28 protein-coding genes are annotated in these 26,567 nt (G+C 70.3%); 10 read left to right on the top strand and 18 right to left on the bottom strand.

The genetic code is table 11. The annotated features are described in order from the left end of the window. The first annotated feature begins 15 nt into the window (after positions 1–15). Positions 16–972, top strand: a complete 957-nt coding sequence (locus QMG73_RS06800) for a septum formation family protein (protein ID WP_407676754.1) — start codon at positions 16–18, stop codon at positions 970–972. Positions 973–1,166: 194 nt separating this feature from the next. After that, positions 1,167–2,315 carry an RCC1 domain-containing protein gene (locus QMG73_RS06805; RefSeq protein WP_281893173.1) on the top strand — a complete coding sequence of 383 codons (1,149 nt, stop codon included), beginning with the start codon at positions 1,167–1,169 and terminating at the stop codon, positions 2,313–2,315. A gap of 81 nt (positions 2,316–2,396) precedes the next feature. On the opposite strand, the gene QMG73_RS06810 is transcribed toward QMG73_RS06805, so the two are convergent. The 4 genes from QMG73_RS06810 to QMG73_RS06825 are packed head-to-tail and all read right to left on the bottom strand — an operon-like array spanning position 2,397 to position 7,259. Further along, the gene (locus QMG73_RS06810; protein WP_281893175.1) at positions 2,397–3,368 is read right to left on the bottom strand and encodes an ABC transporter substrate-binding protein; all 972 of its coding nucleotides are present in this window, start codon (positions 3,366–3,368) and stop codon (positions 2,397–2,399) included. A 33-nt stretch (positions 3,369–3,401) separates the two neighbouring features. Further along, positions 3,402–4,403 carry an ABC transporter permease gene (locus QMG73_RS06815; protein WP_281893176.1) on the bottom strand — a complete coding sequence of 334 codons (1,002 nt, stop codon included), beginning with the start codon at positions 4,401–4,403 and terminating at the stop codon, positions 3,402–3,404. A gap of 1 nt (position 4,404) precedes the next feature. Continuing rightward, a complete protein-coding gene (locus QMG73_RS06820) occupies positions 4,405–5,967 on the bottom strand; it encodes a sugar ABC transporter ATP-binding protein (RefSeq protein ID WP_281893178.1) in 1,563 nt (520 codons plus the stop codon). Then, the gene (locus QMG73_RS06825) at positions 5,964–7,259 is read right to left on the bottom strand and encodes an enolase C-terminal domain-like protein (RefSeq protein WP_309299439.1); all 1,296 of its coding nucleotides are present in this window, start codon (positions 7,257–7,259) and stop codon (positions 5,964–5,966) included. The genes QMG73_RS06820 and QMG73_RS06825 overlap by 4 nt, the downstream gene beginning before the upstream one ends. 273 nt (positions 7,260–7,532) lie before the next feature. On the opposite strand from QMG73_RS06825, the gene cpt reads away from it, so the two are divergent. From cpt to QMG73_RS06840, 3 genes are read left to right on the top strand one after another with little or no spacing between them, the layout of a single operon-like run. After that, a complete protein-coding gene (gene cpt, locus QMG73_RS06830; protein ID WP_281893179.1) occupies positions 7,533–8,066 on the top strand; it encodes a chloramphenicol phosphotransferase CPT in 534 nt (177 codons plus the stop codon). Positions 8,067–8,102: 36 nt separating this feature from the next. Then, positions 8,103–8,342 carry a hypothetical protein gene (locus tag QMG73_RS06835; protein WP_281893181.1) on the top strand — a complete coding sequence of 80 codons (240 nt, stop codon included), beginning with the start codon at positions 8,103–8,105 and terminating at the stop codon, positions 8,340–8,342. Positions 8,343–8,351: 9 nt separating this feature from the next. Beyond that, positions 8,352–8,546: an alpha/beta hydrolase gene (locus QMG73_RS06840; RefSeq protein ID WP_281893182.1), complete on the top strand. Its 195-nt coding sequence runs from the start codon at positions 8,352–8,354 to the stop codon at positions 8,544–8,546. Here the strand turns inward: QMG73_RS06840 and QMG73_RS06845 are convergent. After that, positions 8,470–8,784, bottom strand: a complete 315-nt coding sequence (locus QMG73_RS06845) for a hypothetical protein (protein WP_281893183.1) — start codon at positions 8,782–8,784, stop codon at positions 8,470–8,472. The two genes, QMG73_RS06840 and QMG73_RS06845, sit on opposite strands and share 77 nt — an antisense overlap. 19 nt (positions 8,785–8,803) lie before the next feature. Next, a complete protein-coding gene (locus tag QMG73_RS06850) occupies positions 8,804–9,748 on the bottom strand; it encodes a hypothetical protein (protein ID WP_281893184.1) in 945 nt (314 codons plus the stop codon). A gap of 91 nt (positions 9,749–9,839) precedes the next feature. On the opposite strand from QMG73_RS06850, the gene QMG73_RS06855 reads away from it, so the two are divergent. Further along, positions 9,840–10,211 carry a VOC family protein gene (locus QMG73_RS06855; protein WP_281893186.1) on the top strand — a complete coding sequence of 124 codons (372 nt, stop codon included), beginning with the start codon at positions 9,840–9,842 and terminating at the stop codon, positions 10,209–10,211. 327 nt (positions 10,212–10,538) lie between these two features. Here QMG73_RS06855 and QMG73_RS06860 read toward each other — a convergent pair whose 3' ends face one another. Beyond that, positions 10,539–11,366 carry an alpha/beta fold hydrolase gene (locus tag QMG73_RS06860; protein ID WP_281893187.1) on the bottom strand — a complete coding sequence of 276 codons (828 nt, stop codon included), beginning with the start codon at positions 11,364–11,366 and terminating at the stop codon, positions 10,539–10,541. 46 nt (positions 11,367–11,412) lie between these two features. Here QMG73_RS06860 and QMG73_RS06865 point away from each other — a divergent pair, with 46 nt between their 5' ends. Further along, the gene (locus QMG73_RS06865; protein WP_281893189.1) at positions 11,413–11,997 is read left to right on the top strand and encodes a hypothetical protein; all 585 of its coding nucleotides are present in this window, start codon (positions 11,413–11,415) and stop codon (positions 11,995–11,997) included. On the opposite strand, the gene QMG73_RS06870 is transcribed toward QMG73_RS06865, so the two are convergent. Further along, on the bottom strand, positions 11,985–12,350 hold the full coding sequence (locus QMG73_RS06870) for a PH domain-containing protein (RefSeq protein WP_281893190.1): 366 nt from the start codon (positions 12,348–12,350) through the stop codon (positions 11,985–11,987). The genes QMG73_RS06865 and QMG73_RS06870 overlap by 13 nt on opposite strands. 168 nt (positions 12,351–12,518) lie before the next feature. Here QMG73_RS06870 and QMG73_RS06875 point away from each other — a divergent pair, with 168 nt between their 5' ends. Beyond that, positions 12,519–13,643 (top strand): Ig-like domain-containing protein, encoded by a 1,125-nt coding sequence (locus QMG73_RS06875; protein WP_281893191.1) that lies wholly within the window; start codon positions 12,519–12,521, stop codon positions 13,641–13,643. Between the two features lie 11 nt (positions 13,644–13,654). Here the strand turns inward: QMG73_RS06875 and QMG73_RS06880 are convergent, their stop codons facing one another. From QMG73_RS06880 to QMG73_RS06925, 10 genes are all read right to left on the bottom strand, one after another. Then, positions 13,655–14,632 carry a 2-hydroxyacid dehydrogenase gene (locus QMG73_RS06880; RefSeq protein ID WP_281893192.1) on the bottom strand — a complete coding sequence of 326 codons (978 nt, stop codon included), beginning with the start codon at positions 14,630–14,632 and terminating at the stop codon, positions 13,655–13,657. A 75-nt stretch (positions 14,633–14,707) separates the two neighbouring features. Continuing rightward, a complete protein-coding gene (locus tag QMG73_RS06885) occupies positions 14,708–15,496 on the bottom strand; it encodes an IclR family transcriptional regulator (RefSeq protein WP_281893193.1) in 789 nt (262 codons plus the stop codon). 42 nt (positions 15,497–15,538) lie between these two features. After that, positions 15,539–16,588, bottom strand: coding sequence for an L-idonate 5-dehydrogenase (locus tag QMG73_RS06890; RefSeq protein WP_281893194.1), 1,050 nt, complete (start codon positions 16,586–16,588; stop codon positions 15,539–15,541). Position 16,589: 1 nt separating this feature from the next. Next, complete coding sequence (locus tag QMG73_RS06895) at positions 16,590–17,465, bottom strand: SDR family oxidoreductase (protein ID WP_281893195.1); 876 nt, start codon at positions 17,463–17,465, stop codon at positions 16,590–16,592. Beyond that, on the bottom strand, positions 17,462–18,337 hold the full coding sequence (locus QMG73_RS06900; protein ID WP_281893196.1) for an NAD(P)-dependent oxidoreductase: 876 nt from the start codon (positions 18,335–18,337) through the stop codon (positions 17,462–17,464). Before QMG73_RS06900 ends, QMG73_RS06895 begins: the two co-directional genes overlap by 4 nt. 2 nt (positions 18,338–18,339) lie before the next feature. Further along, the gene (locus tag QMG73_RS06905; RefSeq protein ID WP_281893198.1) at positions 18,340–19,209 is read right to left on the bottom strand and encodes an NAD(P)-dependent oxidoreductase; all 870 of its coding nucleotides are present in this window, start codon (positions 19,207–19,209) and stop codon (positions 18,340–18,342) included. Beyond that, a complete protein-coding gene (locus QMG73_RS06910; RefSeq protein ID WP_281893199.1) occupies positions 19,206–20,381 on the bottom strand; it encodes a substrate-binding domain-containing protein in 1,176 nt (391 codons plus the stop codon). The genes QMG73_RS06905 and QMG73_RS06910 overlap by 4 nt, the downstream gene beginning before the upstream one ends. Then, positions 20,378–21,457: an ABC transporter permease gene (locus tag QMG73_RS06915; RefSeq protein ID WP_281893200.1), complete on the bottom strand. Its 1,080-nt coding sequence runs from the start codon at positions 21,455–21,457 to the stop codon at positions 20,378–20,380. Before QMG73_RS06915 ends, QMG73_RS06910 begins: the two co-directional genes overlap by 4 nt. A gap of 15 nt (positions 21,458–21,472) precedes the next feature. Then, on the bottom strand, positions 21,473–22,933 hold the full coding sequence (locus QMG73_RS06920; RefSeq protein ID WP_281893201.1) for a sugar ABC transporter ATP-binding protein: 1,461 nt from the start codon (positions 22,931–22,933) through the stop codon (positions 21,473–21,475). Next, the gene (locus QMG73_RS06925; protein WP_281893203.1) at positions 22,930–23,820 is read right to left on the bottom strand and encodes an SMP-30/gluconolactonase/LRE family protein; all 891 of its coding nucleotides are present in this window, start codon (positions 23,818–23,820) and stop codon (positions 22,930–22,932) included. Before QMG73_RS06925 ends, QMG73_RS06920 begins: the two co-directional genes overlap by 4 nt. A gap of 154 nt (positions 23,821–23,974) precedes the next feature. Here QMG73_RS06925 and QMG73_RS06930 point away from each other — a divergent pair, with 154 nt between their 5' ends. Both QMG73_RS06930 and QMG73_RS06935 read left to right on the top strand, forming a co-directional pair. Continuing rightward, on the top strand, positions 23,975–25,285 hold the full coding sequence (locus QMG73_RS06930) for an NAD(P)/FAD-dependent oxidoreductase (protein ID WP_281893204.1): 1,311 nt from the start codon (positions 23,975–23,977) through the stop codon (positions 25,283–25,285). 390 nt (positions 25,286–25,675) lie between these two features. Further along, positions 25,676–26,567: DUF222 domain-containing protein (locus QMG73_RS06935; protein WP_281893205.1), on the top strand; the 892-nt coding region annotated here is incomplete at its 3' end.

Below are 26,567 nucleotides of genomic sequence, written 5' to 3' on the forward strand. Positions count from 1 at the left end.
GCGCCCAAAGGTGACGTGCCGTATGCTGCGCCGGGCGCCTTCTACGGGGGGATCAACATGCGGCGACGGCTCGGTGTGACGATGGCGTGCGCGCTGGTCGCGGCGCTCCTGGCAGGGTGCGGCAATCCGGCCGGTGTCGACGGCGACCTGGCCGACGACTGGAGCACCCTCCCGGAACCACGCCTTTACATGCCGGCCGCGAACACCTGCCACTCCGGCCTCTCGCAGGTCTTCTACAAGCTTCACACGACGATCGACCTCTACAAGCCGCTGGACTGCGGCGCGTCGCATGGCGGCGAGACCGTACACATCGGACAGCTCACAGGCGCCGATGCCGCCCCTTCCAAGCCCCCAGCGCCGGGTTCTCCGACGGTCCGCAAGGCCCACGCGGAGTGCGGCGCCAAGGCGACGGAGTTTCTGGGCGCGGACTGGCGCGGAGCCCGCCTGCGACTGTGGGTGATGTTCCCAGCCGTGGACGGATGGTCAGGCGGTGCGCGTTGGTTCCGGTGCGACCTCTCCGAGACCCAGTCGCTCGACTCACCCGGAAACCTCGTCGCTCGCACCGGCAGCCTGCGGGACGCGCTGAAGTCCGCGTCACCGATCGCGTACACCTGCTTCAACCCGGTCATGATGAAGGGCACCGACGCGGTCGACACGATGACACCGGTCTCCTGTACGAGCGCGCACCGCGCCGAGTTCGTGGGAATCTGGACCGCGCCCGACACCCCGTACACCGACTATCTGCGCAACTCGGCGCGCACGCACACCGGGTGCCGCGGTGTGCTGGCGGCCTACGCCAAGGTGCCCAACGACTCCAACATCGAATTCCGCTCCGGCACCATCTATTACAGCCCCGAGGCCGACGCGTGGGCCAATGGCGACCGAGGTGTCCGCTGCTTCCTCTGGTACGACGACAATGATCTAAAGCGCTCGATCAAGAACGCCGGCCCCGGCGCGCTACCCGTCCGCTGAAGCTATGCGAAGACGAGCAGTACTGAAAGAGTCGTAAACAGCACCGAGGATGATAGCGGCTACGTCTCGTCGCGGGCGGGTAGCCGGCGGTGTATCAAGATTCACTCAAGATCGGCTTCTCGGCTCGACATCCCCGTGCTGCTCCTCCACCATCGGTCGGGCGGCCACAGTGGACATCCTGGGGAGGACGGAGCGTGTCAATCACACGACGAGCGGCGCTGTTCGGAGTACTGGCCACGACGCTGGTCGCGTCCGGCTCGGTCGCGGCGGCCCCCGCCGGTGCGGCGGCGACCGCGGGCCAGGCGCGTGCGTGGGGCTACAACTGGCACGGCCAGCTCGGCGACGCCAGCGAGGTGGACCAGCGCCGGCCGGTCGCCGTACCGGACGTGACCGACGCCGTCGCGCTGGCCGGTGGATACGACCACACTCTCGCGTTGCGGGCCGACGGCACGGTCTGGGCGTGGGGCTCGAACGACCAGAGCCAGATCGGCGACGGTACGCCCAACGACCGGCTGCGCCCGAAGCGCGTGCCGGGGCTCACCGGCATCGTGGCCATCGCGGCCGGCGCGTACCACAGCATGGCGTTGAACTCGAACGGCGTCGTGTACGCCTGGGGCGACAACCACTTCGGCCAGGTCGGCAACGGCCAGGAGTACGACCAGAACACGCCGGTGCCGGTCGTCTTCGGCGCGGTCGCCATCGCGGCGGGCGACAACCACAGCATGGCGCTCTACGCGGGCGGCACCATCGCGGCCTGGGGCGCCAACAACGTCGGCCAGCTCGGCGACGGTACCGTCGAGGAGAGGCGCACGCCGGTCGGCGTGGCCAACGTGTGGAACGCGGTCGCGATCGCGGGTGGCGGCGGGCACAGCCTCGCCGTCGACACCGGCGGCCTCGTGTACTCGTGGGGCTACAACGCGCAGGGCCAGCTCGGCGACGGCTCCACGGACAACCGGCCCACCGCGGCCCACGTTTCCGGCCTGTCCAATGTGGTCAGCGTCGACGCGGGCGGTCACCACAGCATCGCCCTGCGCGCGGACGGCACCGTGGCCACCTTCGGCCACAATGGAGACGGGCAGATCGGCGACGGCACCACCGTCCAGCGGGACACCCCGGTGACGGTGCCGAACCTCGCGGGCGTGAAGGCGATCGCGGCCGGCTACGGGCACAACACGGCGCTGCTCCAGGGCGGCACCGCGGTCAGCTGGGGATGGAACCAGTACGGCGCCCTGGGCGACGGCACCGCGACCAACCGCAGGTCTCCGGTGGCGGTGAGCGGCCTGACCGGCGTAGCGGCGATCGGCGCCGGCTACCAGCACAGCCTGGCCGTCACGACGAACTGAGCCGTCACACGAGCTAAATTCCTCACCCCCCGGTCAGGGCGTCCCGCAAGTCGCGGCGGGACGCCCTGACTCCTTTGGGTACTACTTGTAGAGAACCGCCTGGATCTCCGGCGAGTCGATGTTCGTCTTGTCGTACCAGTAGAAGCCGGTGTCGATGGTCTTCGGCAGGGTCTGGCCGTTGATCGCCTCGACCGCCGCCTTGACCAGAGCCGCACCCATGCCGACCGGGTTCTGCGTGATGGCACCCGCCTCGGTGCCGTTCTTGATGGCGTCGATCTGGGCCTGTCCGGAGTCGAAGCCGACCACCGCGACGCCCGACTTGCCGGCCTCCTCGATGCCCTTGATCACGCCGATGGCCGAGCCCTCGTTGGCGCCGTAGATCCCCTTGATGTCGGGGTTGGCGCGCAGGATCGACTTGGTGATGTCGGCCGACTTCGCCTGGTCACCACCGCCGTACTGGGCCGGCAGCACCTGGATACCGGGTGCGTTGGCCTTCATCCAGTCCAGGAAGCCGTCGCGCCGGTCCCGGCCGGTGACGCTGGTCTGGTCGTGCACCACCAGGGCCACCTTGCCTGAGCCGCCGATCAGCTCGGACAGGTGCTTGGCGGCCTCGCCGGCGGCCGCCTTGTTGTCGGTCGCGGCGGTGGTCAGCGGTACGTCACTGTCCACACCGGAGTCGAAGGCGATCACCGGGATGTTGGCGGACTTGGCCTGCTCCATCAGCGGCGCGGCGGCCTTGCTGTCCAGCGCGGCGAAGCCGATCGCGTCGGGCTTCTTGGCCAGCGCGTTGGTGAGCATCGTCGTCTGCGCCTCGATGTCGGCCTCGGTGGCGGGCCCCTCGAACGTGATGCGCACGTTCTGCTTGGCCGCCTCGTCCTCGGCGCCCTTCTTGACCGCCTGCCAGAACTGGTGCTGGAAGCCCTTGGAGACGATCGCGATGTACTTCTGGCCGCCGCCGCTGCCGGTACCGCTGTCGCCGTCGTCCCCGCAGCCGGCGGCGACGATGGCGATGGTGGCGGCGGCAATGGCTGCGAGAATTCGATTTCTTTTCATGATGGGTGCTCCCTTGTGCCGTGGGTGGTCACGTCAGGCTTCCTTCTTGCGCACCATGTCGGCGTAGACGGCGACGAGGATGACCAGGCCGAGGATGACGTTCTGCCACTCCTGCGGGATGGACATGATCTGGAGGCCGTTGTTGAGGACCGAGATGATGAGGGCGCCGATCACGGTGCCGATGATCGAGCCTTTGCCGCCGGCCAGCGAGGTGCCGCCGATGACGACGGCGGCGATGGCCTGGAGCTCGTAGCCCATGCCGGTGGCCGGCTGGGCGGAGCCGAGACGCGCCGAGATCATCACACCGGCGAGGCCGGTGAACAGGCCGGCCAGCGTGTAGATGACGATCTTCCAGCGCCGCACGTCGATGCCGGACAGCGCGGTCGCGGCCTCGTTGCTGCCGATGGAGTACGTGTACCGGCCGAGCAGGGTCTTGCTCAGCAGGAAGCCCGCGATCACCGCGGCGGCGAGCAGTACCAGTACGGCGTTGGGGATGTTCAGCGCGGGGATCAGCTCGCCGGTCGAGATCTTGATGTACCCGGGGTTGTCGGTGAAGTAGATCGGCGTGCTGTTGGAGATCACCAGGGCGAGCCCCTGCGCCACCAGCATCATCGCCAGGGTCGCGATGAACGGCGGCAGCTTCAGCACCGCGACGTTGAGGCCGTTGACGAGACCGATCAGGCCGCCGAACAGGATCGCCAGCGGCACACCGATGATCACGGGCAGGCCGGCGTTGACGATGAACACGCCGGACATGACCGCGCACAGCGCCATGCCGGTGCCGATCGAGAGGTCGATGCCGCCGGTGATGATGACGAACGTCGTACCCAGCGCGAGCGTGCCGATCACGACGGTGCTGAACAGGATGTTGATGACGTTGGAGTACGTCGGGAAGGCCGAGTTCGCGAACGAGAAGAACGTGAAGATCACGATCAGGCTCGCGAACGCCAGCAGCTGTTGAAGGCGGTTCTTGGCGGCGGCGATCCAGGCGGCCCGGTCGGTGGCGCCTTCCGCGCGGGTGAGCAGGGACGTCATCTCATACCGCCTTCGGTTCGGTGGAGTGCAGGTCGAGCAGGCCCAGCTCGGCGGCGTCGTCGGGGTTCTCGTTGGGCCGCAGGGTGGCCAGGTGCATGACGCCTTCCTGAGTCGCCTCGTCGGCGGAGAGGATGCCGCTGACCCGCCCCTCCGCCATCACCACGACGCGATGGGACATGCGGAGCACCTCGGGCAGCTCGGAACTGATCATGATGATCGCCTTGCCCTGCTGGGCCAGGCTGTTGAGCAGGGCGTAGATCTCTTCCTTCGCGCCCACGTCGATGCCGCGCGTCGGCTCGTCGAAGATGAGGATGTCGCAGTCCTTGACCAGCCACTTGGCGATGACGACCTTCTGCTGGTTGCCGCCGGAGAGAAACTTCGTGGTCTGCCGTATCGATGGCGTCTTGATGGTCAGCCGGTCGGCCACCTCCTTGGCGGCGCGCCTCGCGACGAGCTTGTCGACCAGGCCCCACCGGCTGAACCGCTCGCGCAGCGACGGCAGCGTGATGTTTTCGCTCACGTCGTGCTCGAGCAGCAGACCGAGCTGCTTGCGGTCCTCCGACAGGTACCCGATGCCAAGCTCGGCGGCCTCGGCCGGCGTGTGGATCTTCACCTGCCGTCCGTGTACCCGGATCGTGCCAGCGCTCGCCTTGTCGGCGCCGACCAGCGCCCGGGCGACCTCGGTGCGCCCCGCTCCCATGAGCCCCGCGAACCCGAGGATCTCCCCCTTGCCGAGCGTGAAGCTGACGTCGCGGAGCAGCTCCTTTGTGGACAATCCCGCGACGTCGAGGACGGTCTCCCGACCGTCGCGCACGTCGACCGGGCGCGCGTCGCTGGTCAGCGTGCGGCCGACCATCAGGGTGATGACCTCGCGCATGCTTGTCTTCGCGGTGTCGAGGGTGCCGACGTACCGGCCGTCGCGGATGACGGTGATGCGGTCGGCGATCGCCTTCAACTCGTCCATCCGGTGGGAGATGTAGATGACGCCGGTGTCTTCGCGGATGAAACGACGGATCAGCCCGTGCAGAGTGCGCACCTCGGCGTCGTTCAGCGCCGCGGTGGGTTCGTCCATGATGAGTACGCGGGCGTCGTAGGACAGCGCTTTGGCGATCTCGACCATCTGCTGGTTGGCGACGGTCAGGTCGCTGACCGTGGCCCTGATGTCGAGCGGCAGCCCCAGCCGGTCCACCAACTCGGTCGCGCGCCGGTTGAGCTCGCGGTCGGACAGCACCAGGCCGCGCCGGGGCTCGCGTCCTATGTAGATGTTCTGCGCGACCGTGAGATGCGGCATCAGGTTGAACTCCTGATGGATGATGCTGATGCCGGACTCGAGGGCGTGCTTGGGGCTCTCCGGCGTGAACGGCTGGCCCTGCAGCCGGAACGAGCCCGCGTCCGGCACGTAGATGCCCGACAGCAGCTTCATCAGCGTCGACTTGCCGGCGCCGTTCTCGCCCACGAGGGCCAGCACCTCGCCGTAGCGCAGGTTGATGTGCATGTCGTCCAGGGCCAGGACGCCCGGAAACGCCTTCCGCACGCCCTCGACCTCGAGAAGGTAGTCGCTCACCCCGCCGCCCTCCCCTCGACGAACCGGTACCGTTCGATCGACTCCCGCAGCATCTCCGCGCCCGCACCCGGCGAAACCGGTGTCACGTAGTTGCCGTCCCGGATCACCACCGGATCGACGAAGTGCTCGTGCAGGTGGTCCACGTACTCGATCATGCGGTCGTGGAGGGTGCCGGAGACGGCCACGTAGTCGAACATCGACAGGTGCTGGACCAGCTCGCACAGGCCGACGCCGCCGGCGTGCGGGCACACCCGCACCCCGAACTTCGCGGCCAGCAGGAGCATCGCGACGTTCTCGTTGACTCCGGAGACCCGGGTGGCGTCGATCTGCAGTACGCCGAGCGCGCGCGCTTGCAGGAACTGCTTGGCCAGTACCCGATTGGCCATGTGCTCGCCGGTCGCGACCGGGATCGGCGCGATGGCGCGGGCGATGGCGGCGTGCCCCAGCACGTCGTCGGGGCTGGTGGGCTCCTCGACCCAGGCCACGTCGTACGGCGCGAGCGCGCCCACCCAGTCGATAGCGTCGGCCACGTCCCAGCGCTGGTTGGCGTCGACCGCGATCCGCACGTCCGGCCCGACGACCTCGCGGGCGATCCGCAGCCGGCGGATATCGTCGTCGCGGTCGCCGCCGACCTTGAGCTTGATCTGGCCGAACCCGCTGTCGACCGCCTCCCGGCACAGCCGTGCGAGCTTCTCGTCGTCGTACCCGAGCCAGCCCGGCGTGGTCGTGTAGGCCGGGTACCCGGTGCGCAGCAGCTCTGCCTCGCGCGCCTCGCGACCGTCGCGCGCGTCCTCGAGGATCTTCAGCGCCTCGGCAGGCGTGAGGGCGTCGGTGAGGTACCGGAAGTCGACCAGGTCGACGATCTCGGCCGGCGTCATCCTGGCCAGCAGCTGCCACAGCGGCAGGCCGGCCCGCTTGGCCTTGAGGTCCCACAGCGCGTTGACGACCGCGCCGACGGCCATGTGCATCACCCCCTTCTCCGGCCCGAGCCAGCGCAGCTGGGAGTCGTGCACCAGCTCGCGCCAGAGCCCGCCGAGGTCGTCGAGGATGGCCTCGACGTCACGCCCGACGAGGTACGGGGCGAGGCTGCGGATGGCGGCGACCTGCACGTCGTTGCCGCGGCCAATGGTGAAGACGAAGCCGTGCCCGGCCAGCCCGTCGTCAGCGTCGGTCCGCAGCCGCACGTAGGCGGCCGAATAGTCCGGATCAGGGTTCATCGCGTCCGAGCCATCCAATGACTGGGACGTGGGAAACCGGACGTCGTCGGTTTCCAGGGCGACAATGTGGCTCACCAGGCAGCTCCTCCCGCAAGAATGCGGTGATGTTGCCGGACGCTAGACATCCGATGTCTGTCCTGTCAAGATACCTAACCAAAGTTGTTACGCGGCTGTTGAACTGCGATGACAAGCAAGGGGTCGGATGTCTAGGGGGCGAGTGATGTCTCTTCGCGCTCTATACCACGAAGGGAGATTCCCGACCATCCCGTCATACCGCGAATAGGTCGGATGTTCCGCGCCCCTGGGAGCCGGGCGACGGCATGTCGCCACGCCACCTACAGTGGCGTCGTGACGACTCAGGTGATCGTGCTCAATGGAGGCTCCAGCTCGGGCAAGTCCGGGATCGCCCGTTGCCTTCAGGCCGTACTGCCGGGTCCGTGGCTCGCCCTCAGCATCGACACGCTGGTCGAGGCCATGCCCGTGTCCATGCAGGCGTCCGGCACGGGCATCGAGTTCGCCGCGGACGGCGGTGTGAGCGTCGGGCCGGGGTTCCGGTCGCTGCAGAAGGCGTGGCAGGCCGGCATCGCCGAGATGGTCCGCGCGGGCGCCCGGGTCATCATCGACGACGTCTTCCTCGGCGGAGCGTCCACTCAAGGGGATTGGCGGCGGGCACTCGCCGGGCTGGACGTGTTGTGGGTCGGTGTCCGGTGTGACGTCAAGGTGGCCGAGGGCCGCGAGATCGCTCGCGGGGATCGGGTACGCGGGATGGCCGCGTCACAGGCGGAGCCGGTGCACCAGGGCGTGGCCTACGACCTCGAGGTGGACACCACGCACACGGAGGCCCTGGCGTGCGCCCTGGCCATCGCCGCGAAGGTCGACTGACTGAGCGCTCGAATCCGGACACGTACGGTCCCGACGATGGCCGCGACCGCTGGCCGGTACAGGTGGCCGAGCAGCGCAACTGGGCTGGTTGGGCCGCGAAGCACGACGACCGGTACCGCCTCGGCCGTACCACCGCCGCCGTGCTGGCCGCCGTCGACGAGATCCGCCGCGCCGCCGACCAGGGCCTGCGTCGACGGCGCGGTCAACCGGTACCTGCTGGACGGCGCCCTGCCCGGCGCGAACGTCACCTGCACCCGCACCAGCCCGACCCCCTGACCAACCACAGTGACGTACGAGGGCTCCGGGCACGGCGTGTACGGCCGCGACGCCTGTGTCACGGCGGTGACCGACGCCTACCTCCTCACGGGCCGGCCACCCGGCGCGGCTCGGCAGGCGGCCGGCGCTACGGCGTGTCCCCGAATCCGGGCCGGAAGCGGGGATGCCCCTCCCCCTGCTCCGCCCAGACGAAGCCAGCCCTGACCTCGACGCCCGGCACCCCATCGAGCAGGTTGTGCGGATTCGCGAAGCTCGCGAGCGACTGGCGAAGGTTGGCTTTCAGCTCCGCGACCGCGGACTCCATGTCGTCTTCCTCTTTGGACCAGTCGATGTCGGCCTCGCGCAACTCCCGCGCGGCGAGATCCGTGACAGCCTCGGGGTCGTGAACGACGACCTCCACGCGGCAGTACACCTGCATCATGACGGGTTGGGTTCTCTCCACGCGTCCACGATCCCATGAGCTACCGCGATGCCCGTCGCTGGCTGCTGAGCGCAGTCGCCAGTTCCTCGTAGGTCGGGGCGAGCCGCCGCAACGTCTCCGCGGCGGCACTCGTGCGCCCGCTCACGACGTCATACTGGAGGCTGCCCACGAGCCGCGCCTGGCGCGTGGCCACGGCGGCGGCCCGACCGTGGCCGAGACCGGCGAGCGCCGTGGCGGCGTCGGTGAGACGCCGCGCGCCGACCCGGATCGCGAAATGCGCCAGGTGGTCGCGCGTCCTGGAATCCAGCCCGCCGGCGACCATACCCGCCAACCGGTCGACCGCCGCCGCCCCGCCGATCGTGCCGGGCGGCATCGCGAGGTCGTCGCGGCCGCGCAGCCACGCGACCGCGCCGGGCAGGGCCGCGTGCAACGCCGCCTCCGTCGTAACGTCACGGACGCGCCGGAAGTCACTACGCATCGTGTACCGCGTGGCCGCGTACGCGATGGTGTCAGCGCGCCACGCGGTGAGAAACTCCCGGGTCGGAAGGGTCGCGTACGGGCACCCGTGCGGGTCGTGAAATCGGATCCGCGTGTCGTCGACCTCCAGTACCGCCACGAAGTGGTCCGCCTCGATCGGCCCCGTCATCCCCGGCAGGTGGCGCAGCAGCCCCATCTCCAGCGGTCCGGCCAGAACCGGGCTGGCCTCCTTGACCGCGTCCCTGAGCATCGCCAAGGCTTGCACGTCGTCGTCGGCGCTCTGGCGGCGGCAGACCCAGCCAAGCAAGGCGATCGCGTCATCGATGCCCCGGTCATCCCAGCCGTAGGGGTCGAACAGCGGCAACACCCCGGCGTACAGGTGAAAGCCGAACGGCGACCCGGTCAGAACCTCGATGGTCGACGGCGAAGGGGCAGCGGGGCCGAGAGCCATCGCCAGCGAGTTGGCGTAGCAGTAGGGTCCGGAACCAATGTACGGGTACGCGAGCATGTGGCCAGCGTGGCCTCTTCCCCGGTGTGAGGGTCAAGGCGTGCCGTTATCCGGTGGCAAATGTGTCCTGCGCGGGACGATGATCAGGTGCATGCCGTTGCGCCTTCACCATATTGTGTTCGACGCTCGCGACCTGCCCGGCTTGGCGCGCTTCTGGGCCGAGGTGCTGCGCTGGAGGGTCCTGTCCGAACGGGAGCGAGAGGTCGTGATCGGGCCGGACGAGGCGGCGCCGGTCGGCATCTGCTTCATGCCCGTCACCGACGAGAAGCGCGTCAAGAATCGGTTGCATCTCGACCTTACGTCCGAAGTGGAGGATCGAGATGACGAGATCGAGCGGCTGCTGGCCCTGGGCGCCAAGCGTGTCGACATCGGACAGACGGGTGAGGAATCGTGGGTCGTCCTCGCCGATCCCGAGGGCAACGAGTTCTGCGTGGTGCGCCCAAAGGTGACGCTGATCAGCTGACCGGCCGCGGGGGTTGGGCTTGGCGCGCGGTGCTGGCAGCGTGGGCCGGGGTTTCGGCGAGCGCTTGCGAGCCGCCGGCCCGCGCGGTGCCCGCGGGAGCATACGGTCCGCGGCTGGCGCGGACCGGGGCATGAACAGCGCTTGTACCGTGCCGGGTGCGCGGCGCTCGCGCGGACAGCGCCTCGCCTCGTGCCGCCTCTCGCCGCCCGCGCGCCGATCAAGGCCATCTGCCTGGATCAAGGACGAATGCACGCGGAAATGCGATCGAATCACGTGCGTTTGCCCTTGATCGGCGGAAGAGGGGCGGGCGCGGACTGGGCGCCGGGGTTAGGGGAGGAACGGGGCTAGGGTGGCGGTGAAGTGGGTGGGGGAGTCTAGCCACGGGTAGTGGCCGGCCTCGGGTTGGATGACGACGGTCGCGTGGGGGAACAGGCGTGCTAGTTCGGCTGTCGTCTCGGGTGGGCTGTTCACGTCGTACTCGCCGGTCAGCAACAAGACGGGCGCCGTGCAGTCGGCGAGCGCCGCCCGGGTCGTTGGCGGGTCGAAGGCGCCCTCGGCGCCGAAGTGCGCCAGGGCGTCCGTGTTGGCGGGCTGGCTGGCCGCGTGGTGTTCGCGCGCCGCGGCGTCCCATCGCCCCCAGAAGAACGGCGCGATGTCGTCCGGGTTGCCGTCCCTGCCCTCGGTGAGCGCCTCCAGTGCCGCGTACGCCGCCGGAAACCACGGCTCGTCCTTGCGGAGCCGAGCGACCGCGCGCCGCGTCTCGCCGGTGATCTCGATGCCGACGGCCCTGGTGCTGGGGCCAATCAGGGCCAGCCGGCGGAGGTTCTTCGGGTGCCGGGCGGCGTATTGGGTGGCGACGTTTACGGCTCCCGAGTGGGCGAGCAGGTCGATGGTGGCGGGCCCGAGGTGCTCGCGCAGCGCCTCGACGTCGTCGACAAGGCGGTCGCAGCGGTAGCTCGTCGGGTCGTCGGGGATCGCGGATCCGCCGGTGCCGCGCGTGTCCAGCACGACCAGCGTGCGGTGCGCGGCCAGGCCGCCGAGGTCACCGAGGTAGGCGGGGTCGGCGAAGGCTCCGGGTAGGCAGATGACGGGGTCGCCCTGGCCGTGTAGGCGGTAGGCGAGCTGGGTCCCGTCGGGTGCGGTGAAGGTGGCCATGACGACGACTATAACCCGGTTATACAACCCAGTTATAATGGCCGCCGTGGAGTTGACCGAGGAGGGGGCGGCGCGGCTGCTCGCCGGCATGAACGAGGTCATCCGCGCCGGCGAGGAGATGCGCAAGCTGCGCGCCGAGATGATCCAGGTCTTCGTCGGCCTCGGCTGGACCCAGGAGACGATCGCCCACCTGACCGACATGAGCCAGCCCGCCGTGTCCAAGCAGGTGGCGAGGTACCGCGCGGGTGACGCGCCGCCCCCGATGGAGCTCTCGCTCGACCAGTACGACGTGCCGTGGCTCGAAGGGCGCCTGTGGGGCCTGGCCGAGGAGATCGCCGAGACCCTCGACGGCGCGGCACGCTGCGGCCGGTACGTCGACTCCCTCGCCCGGGGACGGAAGCGCTTCACGCCCCAGAACGTCTACGAACTGCGGCGCCTCGTCGAGGACGACCTTCGCGAGGCGAAACTTCCCGGCGGCTACCAGCGGGCGTACGACCAGATCAGCCGCGCTCTCGACGTGCCCGCACGGACCGCGACCGGCACCGGGTCAGCCTCCGCGCGCCGCGCGCTCGCCTACCACCTGCAGCGCGACCAGCTCCAACGCGACCAGCCAGGGACTCACGAGATGTAGTGCAGGATCACGTTGTGCGCGTGGTGCGTCTTCTGGGCGCCGCGAAACTCCACCTCGTACGTGTGCGTGCCCACGTTGATGGCGATGGTGCCGGTGGAGAAGAACTCGCCGCCCCACGACTTGTTGCTCACCACGCTGACGCTCGTGATCTTCGAGTACGGGATGCTCGTGATGGCGACCTTCTTGCCCAGAAACGACTTGTCCTGGATGATCACGCGCCGGGTCGTCAGGCCGATGAAGCCGGTTCCCGCGCCGATCGCGTCGTAGACGGCGATGATGTCCTCGCCGTCGAGCAGGCCGCTCTCGATCTGTCGAAGCTGTTCGCGCTTGTCGTGGATCACCCGCTGTGCCATGCGATCGACGGTATCCGCCAGCCGCCAGTGGGACCGTGTAGCGATGGCGTGCCTGAACGGCCAAACCCCCCGGCCAGTCGTTGGATTGACAATTCCACAAAATCAATACAAAGGTGGTTTTATCCGGGCGAATGCCTCCGCGCACCTATATGGAAAGCGTGAATGGAAATGACAACCACACGCCCACGCACGCGGCGCGTGCTCGCCGCGTCCACGATCAGCGCCCTCCTGGCCACTCTGCTCGTCGCGGCCACCGGGCCGGCCGCTTATGCCGACGGTTCACCGGTACCGGGGAACAAGAACTGCAGCGATCTCATCAGCGGCGCCAAGGAGCTGCGGATCGACCCGCCCAGCGATGGCACATTCACCGACGGCACGCTCTCGGTCACGCTCGACGTGCGCACGCTGACCTCCGACGACCCCAGCCACAGCGGTACCCAGACCGGCAGTCCGGTGTTCGACTACACCGCCACCGGAGGGGCAACGGTCATCGGCGTGGCGGTCAAGGGCGGGCCCAACACCAACTTCTACGACTATCGACCCGGCGGAGCCAACAGCGGCACCGCGCTGCACGCGCCCGTCAATCCGGCCAACGACAAGTTCTTCGGTCTCAGCCACGTCTCGTTCTGCTACGTGCCCAAGGTGCAACCGGCGATCGTGACTCAGGTGTCGGCGGCGTCGATCACCATCGGTGACCCGGTCCACGACACCGCGACCCTCTCCGGCGGCAACAACCCGACCGGCACGATCACCTTCCAGGCGTTCGGACCGGACGACGCCACCTGTTCGGGGACGGCCGCGTTCACCTCCACCGTGCCGGTGAACGGGAACGGCGACTACGACTCGGCCGCATTCACCCCGAACGCGGTGGGCACGTACGAGTGGATCGCCAGCTACAGCGGTGACGCCTTCAACTTCGCCGCGACGACCGCATGCGGCGACGTCAACGAGTCGGTGGTCGTCAACAAGGCACGGCCGACCATGAACACGGTGCCCGACCTGCTGCCCAACGACAGCGCGACGATCGCCGGGGCGTTCGCGCCGGCCGGCGGGACGATCTCGTTCAAGCTGTACCTGAATGCCGACTGCACCGGCGACGCCGCCTACGTCGAGCCGGACCAGACCGTCGACGCCAACGGCACGTACGTCACCAGCAACACCACGTTCAAGGTGACGGCGGACGCCACGATCAGCTGGGTCGTCGAGTACAGCGGTGACGCGAACAACGAGGCCGCGTCCAGTGGCTGCACCCAGGAGCAGGTGGTCATGGACTTCACACCGCTGAACTCCTGAGTATCCGGCGCTCAGGCCCGGCGCGCCGGGGTACCGGGCAGCGGCGTGAGGGCGTCGCGCCCGTCCAGTACGGCAAGGATGTTGCGGGCGGCCAGGTCGACCATGGCGGCGCGGGTGGCCTCGGTGGCGGAGCCGACGTGCGGCAGTACGACGAGGTGCGGCTCGTGGAAGAGCGGGTCGGCCGGATCGGCGCGCGGCTCGTCGACCATCACGTCGAGGCCGGCGGAGTGCAGCGCTCCGGTGCGCAGGGCGGCGAGCAGGGCCGCCTCGTCGACGACGCCGCCCCGGGAGGTGTTGACGAGGGTGGCGGTCGGCTTCATCAGGGCCAGTTCGGCGGGACCGATGAGGCCGCGGGTCTGCGGCGTCAGCGGTACGTGCAGGGAGATGACGTCGCTGGTACGCAGCAGTTCGTCGAACTCGACCGCGCGGGAGCCGCCGTGGCCGTCCCGCGGGGTGCGGGTGTAGTGCTGGACGCGCATCCCGAGGCCGGCGGCGCGGCGGCCCAGCGCCTGCCCGATCTGGCCGTACCCGACGAGGCCGAGGGTCGCGCCGTGCACGTCGAGGCCGAGAAAGCCGTTCATGCGGAACGTGCTCCAGCCGCCGCCCCGCAGGGTGTCGACCGCGGCGCCGAGCCGTCGGCGAGCCATGAGGATCAGCGCGAGCGCCAGGTCGGCCGTGGTCTCGGCGAGCACGTCGGGGGTGTGGGTGACCAGTACGCCGCGGCCGGTCGCGGCGGGCACGTCGACGGCGTCGTACCCCATGGAGGCGAGCGCGACCACGCGGAGCCGGGAGCCGGCGTCGAGCAGAGCGGTGTCGACCTTGTCGGTACCGAGCACGAGCGCCGCGTCGCAGTCACTGACCAGGTCGGCGAGCTGCCCAGCGGTGGGTGGCGCGTCGTCCTGCCAGACCTCGAGGTCGAACCGGTCGGCGAGGAGGCGCGGGCCGGGCCCGGGAAGGTCGCGGCGGGAGACGGCGACGCGAGGCGTCATGGTCAACTCCGTTCAGTATGCGGTACAGCGTTCCAAGCGTCGGCTATGGCAAAGCCGGATGAAGAGCGGATGGCGTTACGAACCGGCCAGCCGAGCCAGGTCCTTCGCGAGCCTGGTCAGGTCCTTGGTGAGCGAATCCCGCAGCTCGGGGGTCACCCGGGCGGTGAGCATGGTGGCGCTGACCGCCGTCGGGGTGTCCGGCGCGCCGGGCAGGGCGACGCCGTAGCAGGTGACGCCCTCGGTGTTCTGCTCGTCGTCGAGCGAGTACCCGCGCTGGCGGATCTCGTCGAGGTCGGCGCGCAGCGCGTCCATCGTGCGGTGCGACCGCGCCGTGTACACCGGCAATTCGTCGACGGTGGCGAGCCGGCGGTCGAGCTCAGCCGGTGGCAGGCTGGCGAGCATCGCCTTGCCCAGCGCGGTCACCACCGCGGGCAGCCGCCGGCCGATGTCGCTGGCCAGCCGCACGGGCTGGTTGCCGTCGTGGCGGGCCAGGTAGACGACGTCGAGGTTGTCGAGGACGGCCAGCAGCAGGGTCTCCTGGGCGGCCACCGGCAGCACGGTCGCCGCGCGTCGGAACTCCGCGACCAGATCGGTGCCGGCCAGGAAGCCCTGGCCCAGCTCGACCACCTTGTACCCCAGCGCCCACCGCTGGTCCATGCGCCGGATGAGGTGGCTGTCTTCCAGCGCGGCGCACAGGTTGGCCACGGTGGACTTCGCCAGGTCGAGCGAACGGGCCAGCTCGGTCAGCGACAGCGGGCCCCGGCGGGCCAGCTCCTCCAGCAGGGCCACGGCCCGGGTCACCGCGGGGGCACGGCTGTCGACGTCGCGGAGCGAACGCGGTGCCGACTGCCTGATCTGGGTCACGGAAGGACTCCTTCACTCATGTGCGCCCGCCCATCTTCGCAGTCACGGCGTACCGCCCGCGAAGTCGAGCAGCACCTTGCACGACCGGGTCGGATCGCCCGCCAGCGGGAACGCGTCACCGAGCGCGTCCAGCGGCACGACCTGGGTGATGACGGGGTCGACGGCGAGCCGGCCGTCGGACAGGGCGGCCAGCACGTCGCCGGGTTCCCGGTCGAACCGGAACGACCCGACGACCCGCAGCTCGCGCGTGACGATCAGGTTGGCGGCGATCGGGCTGTCACCGGGCGGCAGCAGGCCGAGGCCGACCACCAGGCCGCCGCGGTCGACCGCGCGCAGGCAGGTGTTGAACCCGGCCGGGCTGCCGGACGACTCGATGGCGGCGTCGGCGGTGAGGTCGTCGGTGCCGTCGCCGACCAGTACCGTGCGGGTCGCGCCGAGCGCGGCGGCCACCGCGAGCGGCTCCGGGTGGACGTCGGTGACCACGATCTCGGCGGCGCCCGCCGCACGCAGCGCGGAGACGACCAGGCAGCCGATGGGGCCGGCGCCGGTGACCAGTACCCGGGAATCCCGCGCGTCGCCGAGCTGGCGGACGGCGTGCCATGCGACGGACGCCGGCTCGACGACCGCGGCCCGCCGCAGGTCGAGCCCGGCCGGCAGCGCGATCACCTGGTCTTCCCGGACGACGAGCACGTCGGCGAAGCCACCCTGTACGTGCGGGAACCGGGCGGCGCTGCCTAGGTAGCGGGCGTTGGGGCAGATGTTGGGGCGACCGCCGAGACACTGCCGGCAGGCGCCGCACGGTGTCGCGGGGTGCACGGTGACCGGCGCGCCGACCGTGACCGATTCGACGCCGTCACCGAGCGCGTGCACGGTGCCGGCCACCTCGTGCCCAAGCACGAGCGGCTCGCGCACCCGGAACTCCCCCACCGCGCCGTGCCGCCAGTAGTGCAGGTCGGAACCGCAGATGCCGCCGTAGCGGACCGCGATCGCGACCTCGCCGGGGCCGGGCGCGGGCACGTCGCGGTGCTCCAGCCGCAGGTCACCGGCGCCGTGTACGACGACCGCGCGCATGGTCCCGTCAAGCACCGCCATCTCAGATCACCGCCGTGATGCCGCCGTCGACGGCGACGACCTGGCCGTTGACGAAGTCGGAGGCCGGCGCGGCCAGCCAGATCAGGGTGCCGACCAGGTCCTCCGGCGTGGCCCAGCGGCCGGCCGGGGTGCGCCCGCGGATCCACGCGTCGAACGCCGGGTCGTCGACCAGCGGCTGGGTCAGCTCGGTCACCACGTATCCGGGGGCGAGGCCGTTGGCGGTCACGCCGTGGCTCGCCCATTCGGCGCACATCGCCCTGGTCAGCATGGCGAGGGCGCCCTTGGACGCGGTGTACGCGGCGATGCCGGGACGGGCCAGCCAGGTCTGCACCGAGCACACATTAATGATCTTGCCGTGGCCGCGCGCGATCATGCCGGCGGCGACCGCGCGACCGACGAGGAACGCGCTGGTGACGTTGGTGTCCAGTACCCGCCGGAAGGTGTCGACGCCGACGTCGAGCATCGGCTCGCGGTGCTGCACGCCGGTGTTGTTGACGAGGATGTCGACCGGTCCGAGCCGCTCGACGCCCTGCTGGACGGCGGCCGCGTCGGTGACGTCGAAGGCGGCGGCCCGCACCGTGGCGCCGGTGCGCTCGGCAAGGGCGCGCCGGGCGCGCTCCAGCGCCGCCTCATCGCGCCCGTTGAGCACCACCTCGGCGCCGGCCTCCGCGAGACCGGTCGCCAGCGCCGCGCCGATCCCCCGGCTGGATCCGGTGACCAACGCCCTGCGCCCCGTGAGGTCAAACAACTGCTGTGTCTCCTGGTTCGTTCGCTCCGCGGCGCCCGAAGGCGGCGCCTGGATCGGCCCGACCTGGCCGATCGAGTCGGTGGGCACGGGGGCCGCTCCAAGCGGCGCCGCGCCGCTCCACTCACTCACGGGACCATCTCCTCGATGATGGTGATGACGGCGCTGTGGTCGATGTCGGGGTCGCGGGCGGCTAGGCGGTCGACGATCGCGCCGGCCGCATCGAGCACCGGCGTGCCGAGCGCCGCCTCGCCGGCCAGCCGGCGGATGATGCCCACGTCCTTGGCCAGCAGGCCGGCTTTGCCCCGCCCTTCGAAGTCGCCGCGCAGCATCCGCTCGCCCTGCAACTCCAGCACGCGCGAGGCGGCATAGCCGCCCAACAACGCGGCGCGGACGAGTGCCGGGTCGGCGCCGCTGCGCGCCGCGAGGGTGAGCGCTTCGGCGACGGCCACGAGGGTACTGGCGACGACGAGCTGGTTGCACGCCTTGGCAACCTGTCCCGAGCCGGGTGGACCACAGTGGACGACTGTGCCAAGGTGGGCGAGGATCGGCTCGGCCTCACGCAGGTCGGCTTCGACAGCACCGGCCATGATGGACAGTGTGCCCGCACTGGCACCCGTGGGACCGCCGGAGACGGGCGCGTCGATCACGCGGTGGCCGCCGGCGCGCAGCCGCTCGTGCAGGGCGGCCGCCTCGGCAGGCGCGGTGGTGCTCAGGTCGACCAGCAGCAGCGACCGCCCAGCCGGCAACCCGGCGACGAGCTGGGTGGCGACGGACGCCACCTCGACCCCGCTGGGCAGGCACGTCAACACCAACGCTGGGCCGGCGGCGGCCACGGAGGCCGGCTCGCCGAGAACGACAAGGCCGGGAACAGCGGCCGCGGCGGCCTCACGCGTGGCCGGCGTGCGGGACGTGGCGACCACCGGGACGCCAGCCGCGGTAAGCCGCGCGGCGACCGCCCTGCCCATGACACCTAGCCCGACGAGGCCAACCCGACCGCTCATCGTCACGCCTCCGCACCGCCCGTGTAGTACAGCATCAGCGCCGCGTTGTCCGAGGCGCCGTGGTCCCGCGCCACCAGCCAGCGGTGCAGCTCCGACACCGCCGTCGTCATGGGCAGCGGCACGTTACGGGTGCGGGCGAAGTCCCGGGCGATCTCCAGGTCCTTGACCATGTTGGCCACCCGGCCGGTCGGCGACAGGTCCACAGTGGCGAACTTGGTGAAGAACTCCTGCAGCAGCGCCGAATCCGCCCGCCCGCCGGTCAGCGCGGCCAGGATCTGCTCGGCGGGCAGCCCGGCCGCCCGCACCAGAGCGGCCGCCTCGGCCAGCGCCGCGAACCCGCAGCCGACGAGCACCTGGTTGACGAGCTTGCCGAGCTGCCCGGAGCCGACCGGCCCGAGGTGCGTGGTGCGCGAGGCGAGGATCCGCAGTACCGGCAGCGCGCGGGCCACGTCTTCGTCGCTGCCGCCCAACATGAGGGTCAACTCGCCGCGCAGGGCACCGGGCGCGCCACCGGACAGCGGTGCGTCGACCCACGCCGCGCCTTGGCGCTCGGCGCGCTCGGCGATGTCGCGGGTGCTGGCCGGATCGATGCTGGACATGTCGACGAAGAGGGTTCCTTTGGAGTCGCCCGAGAGCACGCCGTCCGGCCCGAAGACCGCACGCTCCACAATGGTCGCGCTGTTGAGGGAGAGCACCACCAGGCGACCGGCGAGGTCGGCCGGGCGGGCGGCGGGCACCGCCCCCTCGGCTTCGAGCTCGGCGACGGCCTCGGGTCGCACGTCGTACACGTGGGGCCGGTGCCCGGCGGCCAGCAGCCGCCGGGCGATGGCCGAGCCCATGACGCCGAGCCCGATGACCCCGACCTCGCTCACTGGCCGGACCAGATCTTCTTGTAGATGTCGCGGTACCCGGACGGCGGGTCGAAGACGTCGCCGGAGGGCACGTTCTGCTTGGTGATCAGCGCCGGCATCGGCACGAACCCGGACGGCTGCTGCCCGGCGATGGCCCGGTTCAGCTCGTCGACCAGTTGCCAGCCCTGCAGCGGCATCGGCTCGGCGACGGTGGCCGCCTGGTAGTCGACGGTGCGGATGCGCTGGAACTCGGCGGCGTCACCGTCACCGGCCGCGACCGCCCACGGTGGACCCGCGCCCGGCTTGCCGGCGTCGCGCAGCGCGCCCTTGGCACCACCGAAGTAGTTGCCGTTGATGCCGAGCAGGAAGGTGAGCCTGTCACCGTTCTGCTGGAGCAGCGACGAGATCAGGGCCGGCATACGGGAGTCCGCCTCGGCGATCGGCGCGTCCTCATAGGACAGTACCGAGCAGCCCGAGCACAGCTTGACGTAGTCGCGCATCGCGTCGGCCTTGCGCACGGCGATCTGGTACTGGGAGTCGGTGAAGATGGCCACGCCCGCCTTGCCCTCGGACTGCGCGACGGCGTACGCGGCGGCCAGCCACGACACCTGCAACGGGTCGGTGGTCACGTTGGTGAACAGCCCGGCGGAGGCGATCGGGCCGGACTCGGCGCCGGCGTGCCAGCCCACGACCGGGATCTTCAGGTCGGCGGCCTGCTTGATGGTGGCGGCCTGTTCGGTGGCGTCGAACCCGCCGAGGATGATGCCGGCCGGCTTGAGCGCGATCGCCTGGTTGAGCGCGTTGGTGCGGCCCTGGGCGCTGCCCTTGCCGTCGATGACGTTGACCTTCCAGCCGATCGCGGCGCCGGCCTCGGTGACCGCCTTGGCGACCGTGTTGACGCCGCCGTTGGTCAGGTCGGCCGCCACGTACGCGATCGTGGCGCCCTTCCTCTGCGCCGCCGGCCCCGTGTTGGGCGGGGTGAAGCCGGTCGAGCCCGACAGGCTGTCGGCGACCCGCTTCTTGGCGTCGGCGAGGACGTCCGTGATGCCCTCCGGCACGAGCGCCTGCGCGGCGGCCGACGGTGACGAACCGGTCGAGGCGCTGCCGGACTGCTGTGCGGCGGTCTCGCTGGCGCATCCGGCGAAGGCGAGCATTATGGCGGCGGCGGTGGCTACCGCCCGGAAGGTTCTCATACGGTGCTCCCAACGGTGGTTGACGGTGCGGGATCAGGCGTGGCGACCTGGTGCTTTTCCGCGCTGGCGAGCCGCTTGCGGCTGGCGAGGCTGGCGATGGTGATGGCGGCGACCAGGGTGAGCCCGTTGAACAGCGGGTCCAGGTAGAACCGGCCGGGCAGCAGCTGCTGGAGGCCGGAGATGCCGATGGTGGTGATGACGACGCCGAGCACGGTGCCCCAGGCGTTGACCCGTCCGGGCCGGATCGTCGTCGAGCCGAGAAACGCCGCGGCGAGCGCCGGTAGCAGGAAGTCGGGACCGATGTTGGCCTGTGCGACGCCGCCCTGGCGGGCCGAGAGCAGGATGCCGCCGATCGCGCAGAGCACGCCGGAGGCGACCATCGAGCCGACCACGTACCGGCGGCGCCGGATGCCGGTCAGCTCGGCGGCCTTCGGGTTCGCGCCGACGGCGTACAGGTAACGGCCGACCGGCAGGAACTCCAGCACCGCCCACAGCGCGACAGCGAGCACGACGGCGATGACGAACGGGCCGGGAACCGGCCCGAGCGACCAGGTGGCGAGGGAGTCGAAGTTGGCCGCGCGCCGCCCATCGGTGTCGACGACCTGCCGGCCGCCGGTGTGCCAGTACGTGATCGCGAAGATGACCTGGCCGGTGGCGAGCGTGGCGATGAACGCGTCCACCTGAGCGAGCTCGACGAGGGCCGCGTTGACGAGGCCGACGACGGCGCCGCCGACCAGTACCAGCAGGATGACGAGCCGGTAGTCCAAACCGTTGAGCTGCCAGGAGAGCGCGAGCACCTGCCACAGTCCGAGCGCGTACCCGACCGACAGGTCGATCTTCCCGGCGACCATCGGCACCGTCACCGCGAGCGCGAGGATCAGCGGCACCGCGTTGCCCGCGGTGAGCAGCTTGAAGTTGAGCAGCGTCGGAAACGTGTCCGGCTTCAGCGCCGCGAAGAGCCCGAACAGCGCCACCGTCAGCAACACCATGCCATAGACGGTGAGCAGCCGCCGCGAGGCGGAGCCGCCCTTGCGCGGCTCCAGCGCGGTCGAGCGCACGGAGGTGTGCAGAGCCATCTGTTCTCCTCGGGCTTAGAGGCCGGTCGCGGCGCTCATCAAGGCGGTCACGGTCAGGTCGGCGCCGGCCAGCTCGCGGCACACGCGGCCGCGGTGGAAGACCAGGGCCCGGTGGCAGATCGCGGCGACCTCTTCGAGGTCGGTGGAGACCACGAGCGCGGCGGTGCCGCGCTCGCCGGCCTGTCGCAGCAACGCGTAGATGTCGCTCTTCGCGCCGACGTCGACGCCCATCGTGGGTTCTTCCAGTACCGCTACCGCGCGCCCGACACCGAACCAGCGCGCCACGATCACCTTCTGCTGGTTGCCGCCCGAGAGCGTGTCGATCGGCCGCTCAGGATCGGCGGGCCGCACGTCGAACTCGCGCACCAGCCGCGCCGCCCGGATCCGCTCCGCGCGCGTGGTGCCGGGAGCCAGCAGCCGGCGCCCCCACACCGACGGGTTCATGAAGAGGTTCTCGCGCACCGACAGGCCGGCCGCGATGCCGTCGGTCTCCCGGTTCGAGGTCGCGAACCCGACGCCCGCCTTCACCGCCATACCGGTGTGGCGGGGCGCGAACGGCGTACCGTCAAGGCTCATGGACCCGCCGCGGGCCGGAAGCACGCCCGCGACCGCGCGCCCGATCTCCTCCTGGCCGGCGCCACGGAGGCCGACGAGGCCGACCACCTCACCCGCGCGGACCTTCAGGTCCACCGGGCCGACGTCGCCGACGCGGACGCCGTCGAGCTCGAGCCGCACGCGGTCGCCGACCGCGCCGGGCGAGCCCGGCCGCGTCTCCCGGCCGACGATGAGCCGCACGAGGTCGCCGGGCGTGAACTCGGCGGTCGGCGCGGCGCCGACCACGCGGCCGTTGCGCATCACCACCACGTCGTCGGCGATCTGGAAGATCTCGTCGAGGCGGTGCGACACGTAGATCATGCCCACGCCGGACTCCCGGAGCCGGCGCAGGACCGCGAAAAGGCGCTCCACGTCGGCGGCTGGCAGGCTCGCGGTGGGCTCATCGAGTACCAGCAGCCGCGCACCGCCGACCAGAGCGCGCGCGATGGCCAGCAGCGACCGTTCGGTGCGCGGCAGATCGAAGATCCGCGCGTCCGGGTCGATGCCGCCGCCGACCAGCGCCAGGGTCTCCTCTGCCTGCCGGCGTACCGCGCGCCACGAGATCGGCCGGCGGCCCCCGGGAAAGCCGCTGACCAGCGCGATGTTCTCCGCGACCGTCATCCAGTCGACGAGGCCCAGGTCCTGGTGGATGAAGGAGATGCCCTCGGGCTTGTGGATCTCGCGCCCGTCGAGCAGGATCTGGCCCGCGTCGCGGTGGTACACGCCGGCGAGCATCTTGATGACCGTGGACTTGCCGGCGCCGTTCTCGCCGAGCAGCGCCACCACCCGCCCGGCCGGTACGTCGAACGAGACGTCGTCGACCGCCCGGTTGCCGTAGAAGGACTTGACCAGCCCCCGCACGGCCAGCAGCGGGGTGCTCACGCGGTCGCCCCGCGAGTGCGGGTGGGCAGCCGGTACAGGCCGGTAGTGGCGGCGATGAACAGCGTGCTGCCGTCCGGCCCGCCGAAGCAGAGGTTGCCGACCACCTCGGGTACCGGGATCCGGCCCAGGTGGGTGCCGTCCGGCGCGTACACCTGCACCGAGTCGGCGCTCGACGTCCACACGTTGCCGAGCACGTCGACCTTGATGCCGTCCGCGAGGCCGGGATCGACCACGGCGAAGACCCGGCCGTTCTTGCACCGCCTGCCGTCGACGACGTCGTAGACCCGGATCCAGTGGTTGCCGCTGCCGTCCTTGCGAAGGGCGGCCGAGGTGTCGGTGACGTACAGCAACGACCCGTCCGGCGAGAACGCCAGCCCGTTGGGCTCCTCGATGTCCAGGACGACCGGAGTCAGTTCACCGGTGGCGGGGTCGAACCGGAAGACGTAACAGTCGCGGTACTCCTGGGTGCCCGCGTACCCCTCCTGGGGCTGGACGATCCCGTACGGCGGATCGGTGAACCAGATCGCGCCGTCGGCGGCCACCACGACATCGTTGGGCGAGTTGAGCCGCACCCCGCCGTACCGGTCGACGAGCACCTCTCCGGCGGCGCCCGCGGGGCCGCGCTCGACCGCCCGCCGCCCGTGCGAACACGTCACCACCAGGCCGTTTACGTCGAGGCAGCGGCCATTGGTGAACTCCACAGCGGTACGGTCGACGGTCACGGCACCGGTGGCGGCGCTCCAGCGCAGGATGCGGTTGCCGGGAATGTCCGACCAGATGACGGCGTCTTCAGCGGGCAGCCAAAGCGGCCCTTCACTCCAGGTCGCGTCGCCGCCCAGCCGCTCGGGTCGCGCGGACGGGTCGACCACGTCGGCCAGCTTCACCATGTGACCTCCCTAGGTGGTGCCACACAGTGAACGCTGTACCACAGGTGGAACGCAAGAGGGTCGGCGACATTTTCTTAACGTGTTGGAAACGCGACCCGCGTCACATGACCAGCACTTACTGTCACGTCTGGCGGTGCTGTCCCGTCCTCCAGGCATGAGGACTCAGAAGCACCGTGTGGTGGTCGTCGGCGCCGGGTTCGGCGGCCTGTTCGCCACCAAGACCCTGCGCCGGGCACCCGCGTCGGTGACGCTGATCAACGGCACGACGTACCACCTGTTCGAGCCGCTGCTCTACCAGGTCGCGACCGGCATCCTCTCCGAGGGCGAGGTGGCCCTGCCGATCCGCGAGATCTTCCGCGGCCACGACAACCTCGACATCAAACTCGGCTGGGTGACCGATGTGGACGTCGCGGAGAAGGCGGTGCTCGTCAGCGCACCGGACGGCCGCGAGCGGCGGGTGCCGTACGACTCGCTGATCGTCGCCGCCGGCGCCAGCAACTCGTACTTCGGCAACGACGGCTTCGCCGAGCACGCGCCGTCGCTGAAGAACATCGACGACGCGCTGGAACTGCGCAGCCGCATATTCCACGCGTTCGAGATGGCCGAGCTCGAAGAGGACCCGGCGGCTCGCCAGCGCTGGCTCACCTTCATACTCATCGGCGCCGGCCCCACGGGCGTGGAGATGGCCGGACAGATCGCCGAGCTCGCACACCGCGCCCTGAAGGGCCAGTACCGCCACGCCGACCTCGCCAAGACCCGCATCATCCTGGTCGACGCCGCCGACCGCGTCCTGCCCGCCTTCGACCCGCCGATGTCGCGCGACGCCCTTCGCCAACTGTCCACAATGGGCGTCGACGTGCGCCTGAACACCCGCGTCGTCGACGTGGACGCCGAGGGCGTGAAAATGGAGACCGCGGACGGCACCGAACGCGTCGAGGGATACACCAAAATCTGGGCGGCCGGCGTGGCCGCACCCGCGCTCGGCCAGCGCCTCGCCGCGGCCACCGGCGCCGAAACCGACCGCGCCAGCCGCATCCGCGTCAACCCGGACCTCACCATCCCGGGACACCCCGAGATCTTCGTCGTCGGCGACATGGCGGCTTCGAATCTGCCCGGCGTCGCCCAGGTCGCCATGCAAGGCGGCCGCTACGCCGCCCGCGTCATCAAGGGACGCCTGGCCGGGCGACCGCTGACCAAGCCTTTCCGGTACTTCGACAAAGGCAACATGGCCACCATCAGCCGCTTCTCGGCGGTGGCAAACGTTGGCAGACTGCACTTCCGCGGAGTGCTCGGCTGGCTGATGTGGCTCGCCGTGCACCTGTTCTACTTGATCGGCTTCAAGAACAAGGTCACGACGCTCATGCACTGGGTGGTGAGCTTCCTGGGTCGCGGCCGCCCGCAACGCGTAGCCACCACCCAACAAATCAACGCCCGCAACGCCCTAACCCGCCCCACCCCGCCGTAACCCCCGCCCCTCCCCGCCCCGTGCCCAGCGCCCGACCCCACGCCCCGCGCACCGCATCGCGCACGACCCCCGCGCACCGCATCGCGCACGACCCCCGCGCACCGCATCGCGCACGACCCCCGCGCACCGCATCGCGCACGACCCCCGCGCACCGCGCCGCGCGGGCCCCCCGCACCGTCGATCAAGGGCGAACGCACGTGGTTGGATCTCTTCTCCGCGTGCATTCGCCCTCGATCCATGCGGATCTCCTTGATCGACGGCCGGGGCACATCGCCGCGGAAACAGGCCCCAGCCCAACCAAGCAGGCCAACTTTTTCGTCGACCGGCGTGTCGGCCGGCGTGTCGCCTGGCGGGGCAACGATCACCGCACAAACGTACGAGAATCAATGTGTGCGGGAAACGTTGGAGCAGCTCAGGGAGATCGCCGGCCAGTGCGCCGGCACCCCGGTCTGGTCGCTGCCCGACACCGACCTCATCGACGCCCTCCACACCGTCCACGACGCGCAGCAGATACTCGCCGCCACCACACTCCACCTCATCCGCGAAATCGAAGGCCGCAACCTGCCCATCGCCCAAGAGGCCGCCAGCACCGCCGTCTGGCTCCGCGAACAGCTACATGTCAGCATCAATACCGCCCGCCGCACGGTCGACCTGGCCCAGGCGTTGGATAGGCGGCCGGTGCTGGACGCGGCACTGTCGAGCGGCGCTATCAACGTCGAACAAGCCCACATCGTCGCCAAGACCGTTCACGACCTGGCCGACGAGAATCCGGCGGATGTGGTGGACCTGGCCGAGAAAACGTTGATCGCGGACTTCGCAGACTGGGAGCCGGCCACCTTCCGCAAAGCCGCACAACGGATCCTGGCACATGTGGCACCAGAAATGGCCGACGAAGCCGACCGACGCGCCACCGAACGAGACGAGAAACGCGCCCAACGGACACGGGCGTTCACCCTGACCAACAACGGCGACGGCCGCTACCGAGTCACCGGCTGGCTCGACGCCGAAGCCGCCGCCATCGTCAACGCCGCCCTCGACCCACTATGCAAACCCGACCTCGAACGCACACCCGCCCAACGCCGCGCCGACGCACTCGTCGAGGTATGCCGGCTGGCCCTACGCACCGAACAGCTACCGGACAACGGCGGAGACCGGCCACAGGTCGCGGTCACCGTGCCGTACGACGTCGTGCGTAAAGAACTGGGCGTCGGGCAGCTCGACACCGGCGAACGACTCACCGCGGAGCAGGTGCGACGGCTGGCCTGCGACGCCCACATCCTGC

The sequence above is a fragment of the Phytohabitans aurantiacus genome (assembly GCF_027923225.1).
Taxonomy (GTDB): Bacteria; Actinomycetota; Actinomycetes; order Mycobacteriales; family Micromonosporaceae; genus Phytohabitans; species Phytohabitans aurantiacus.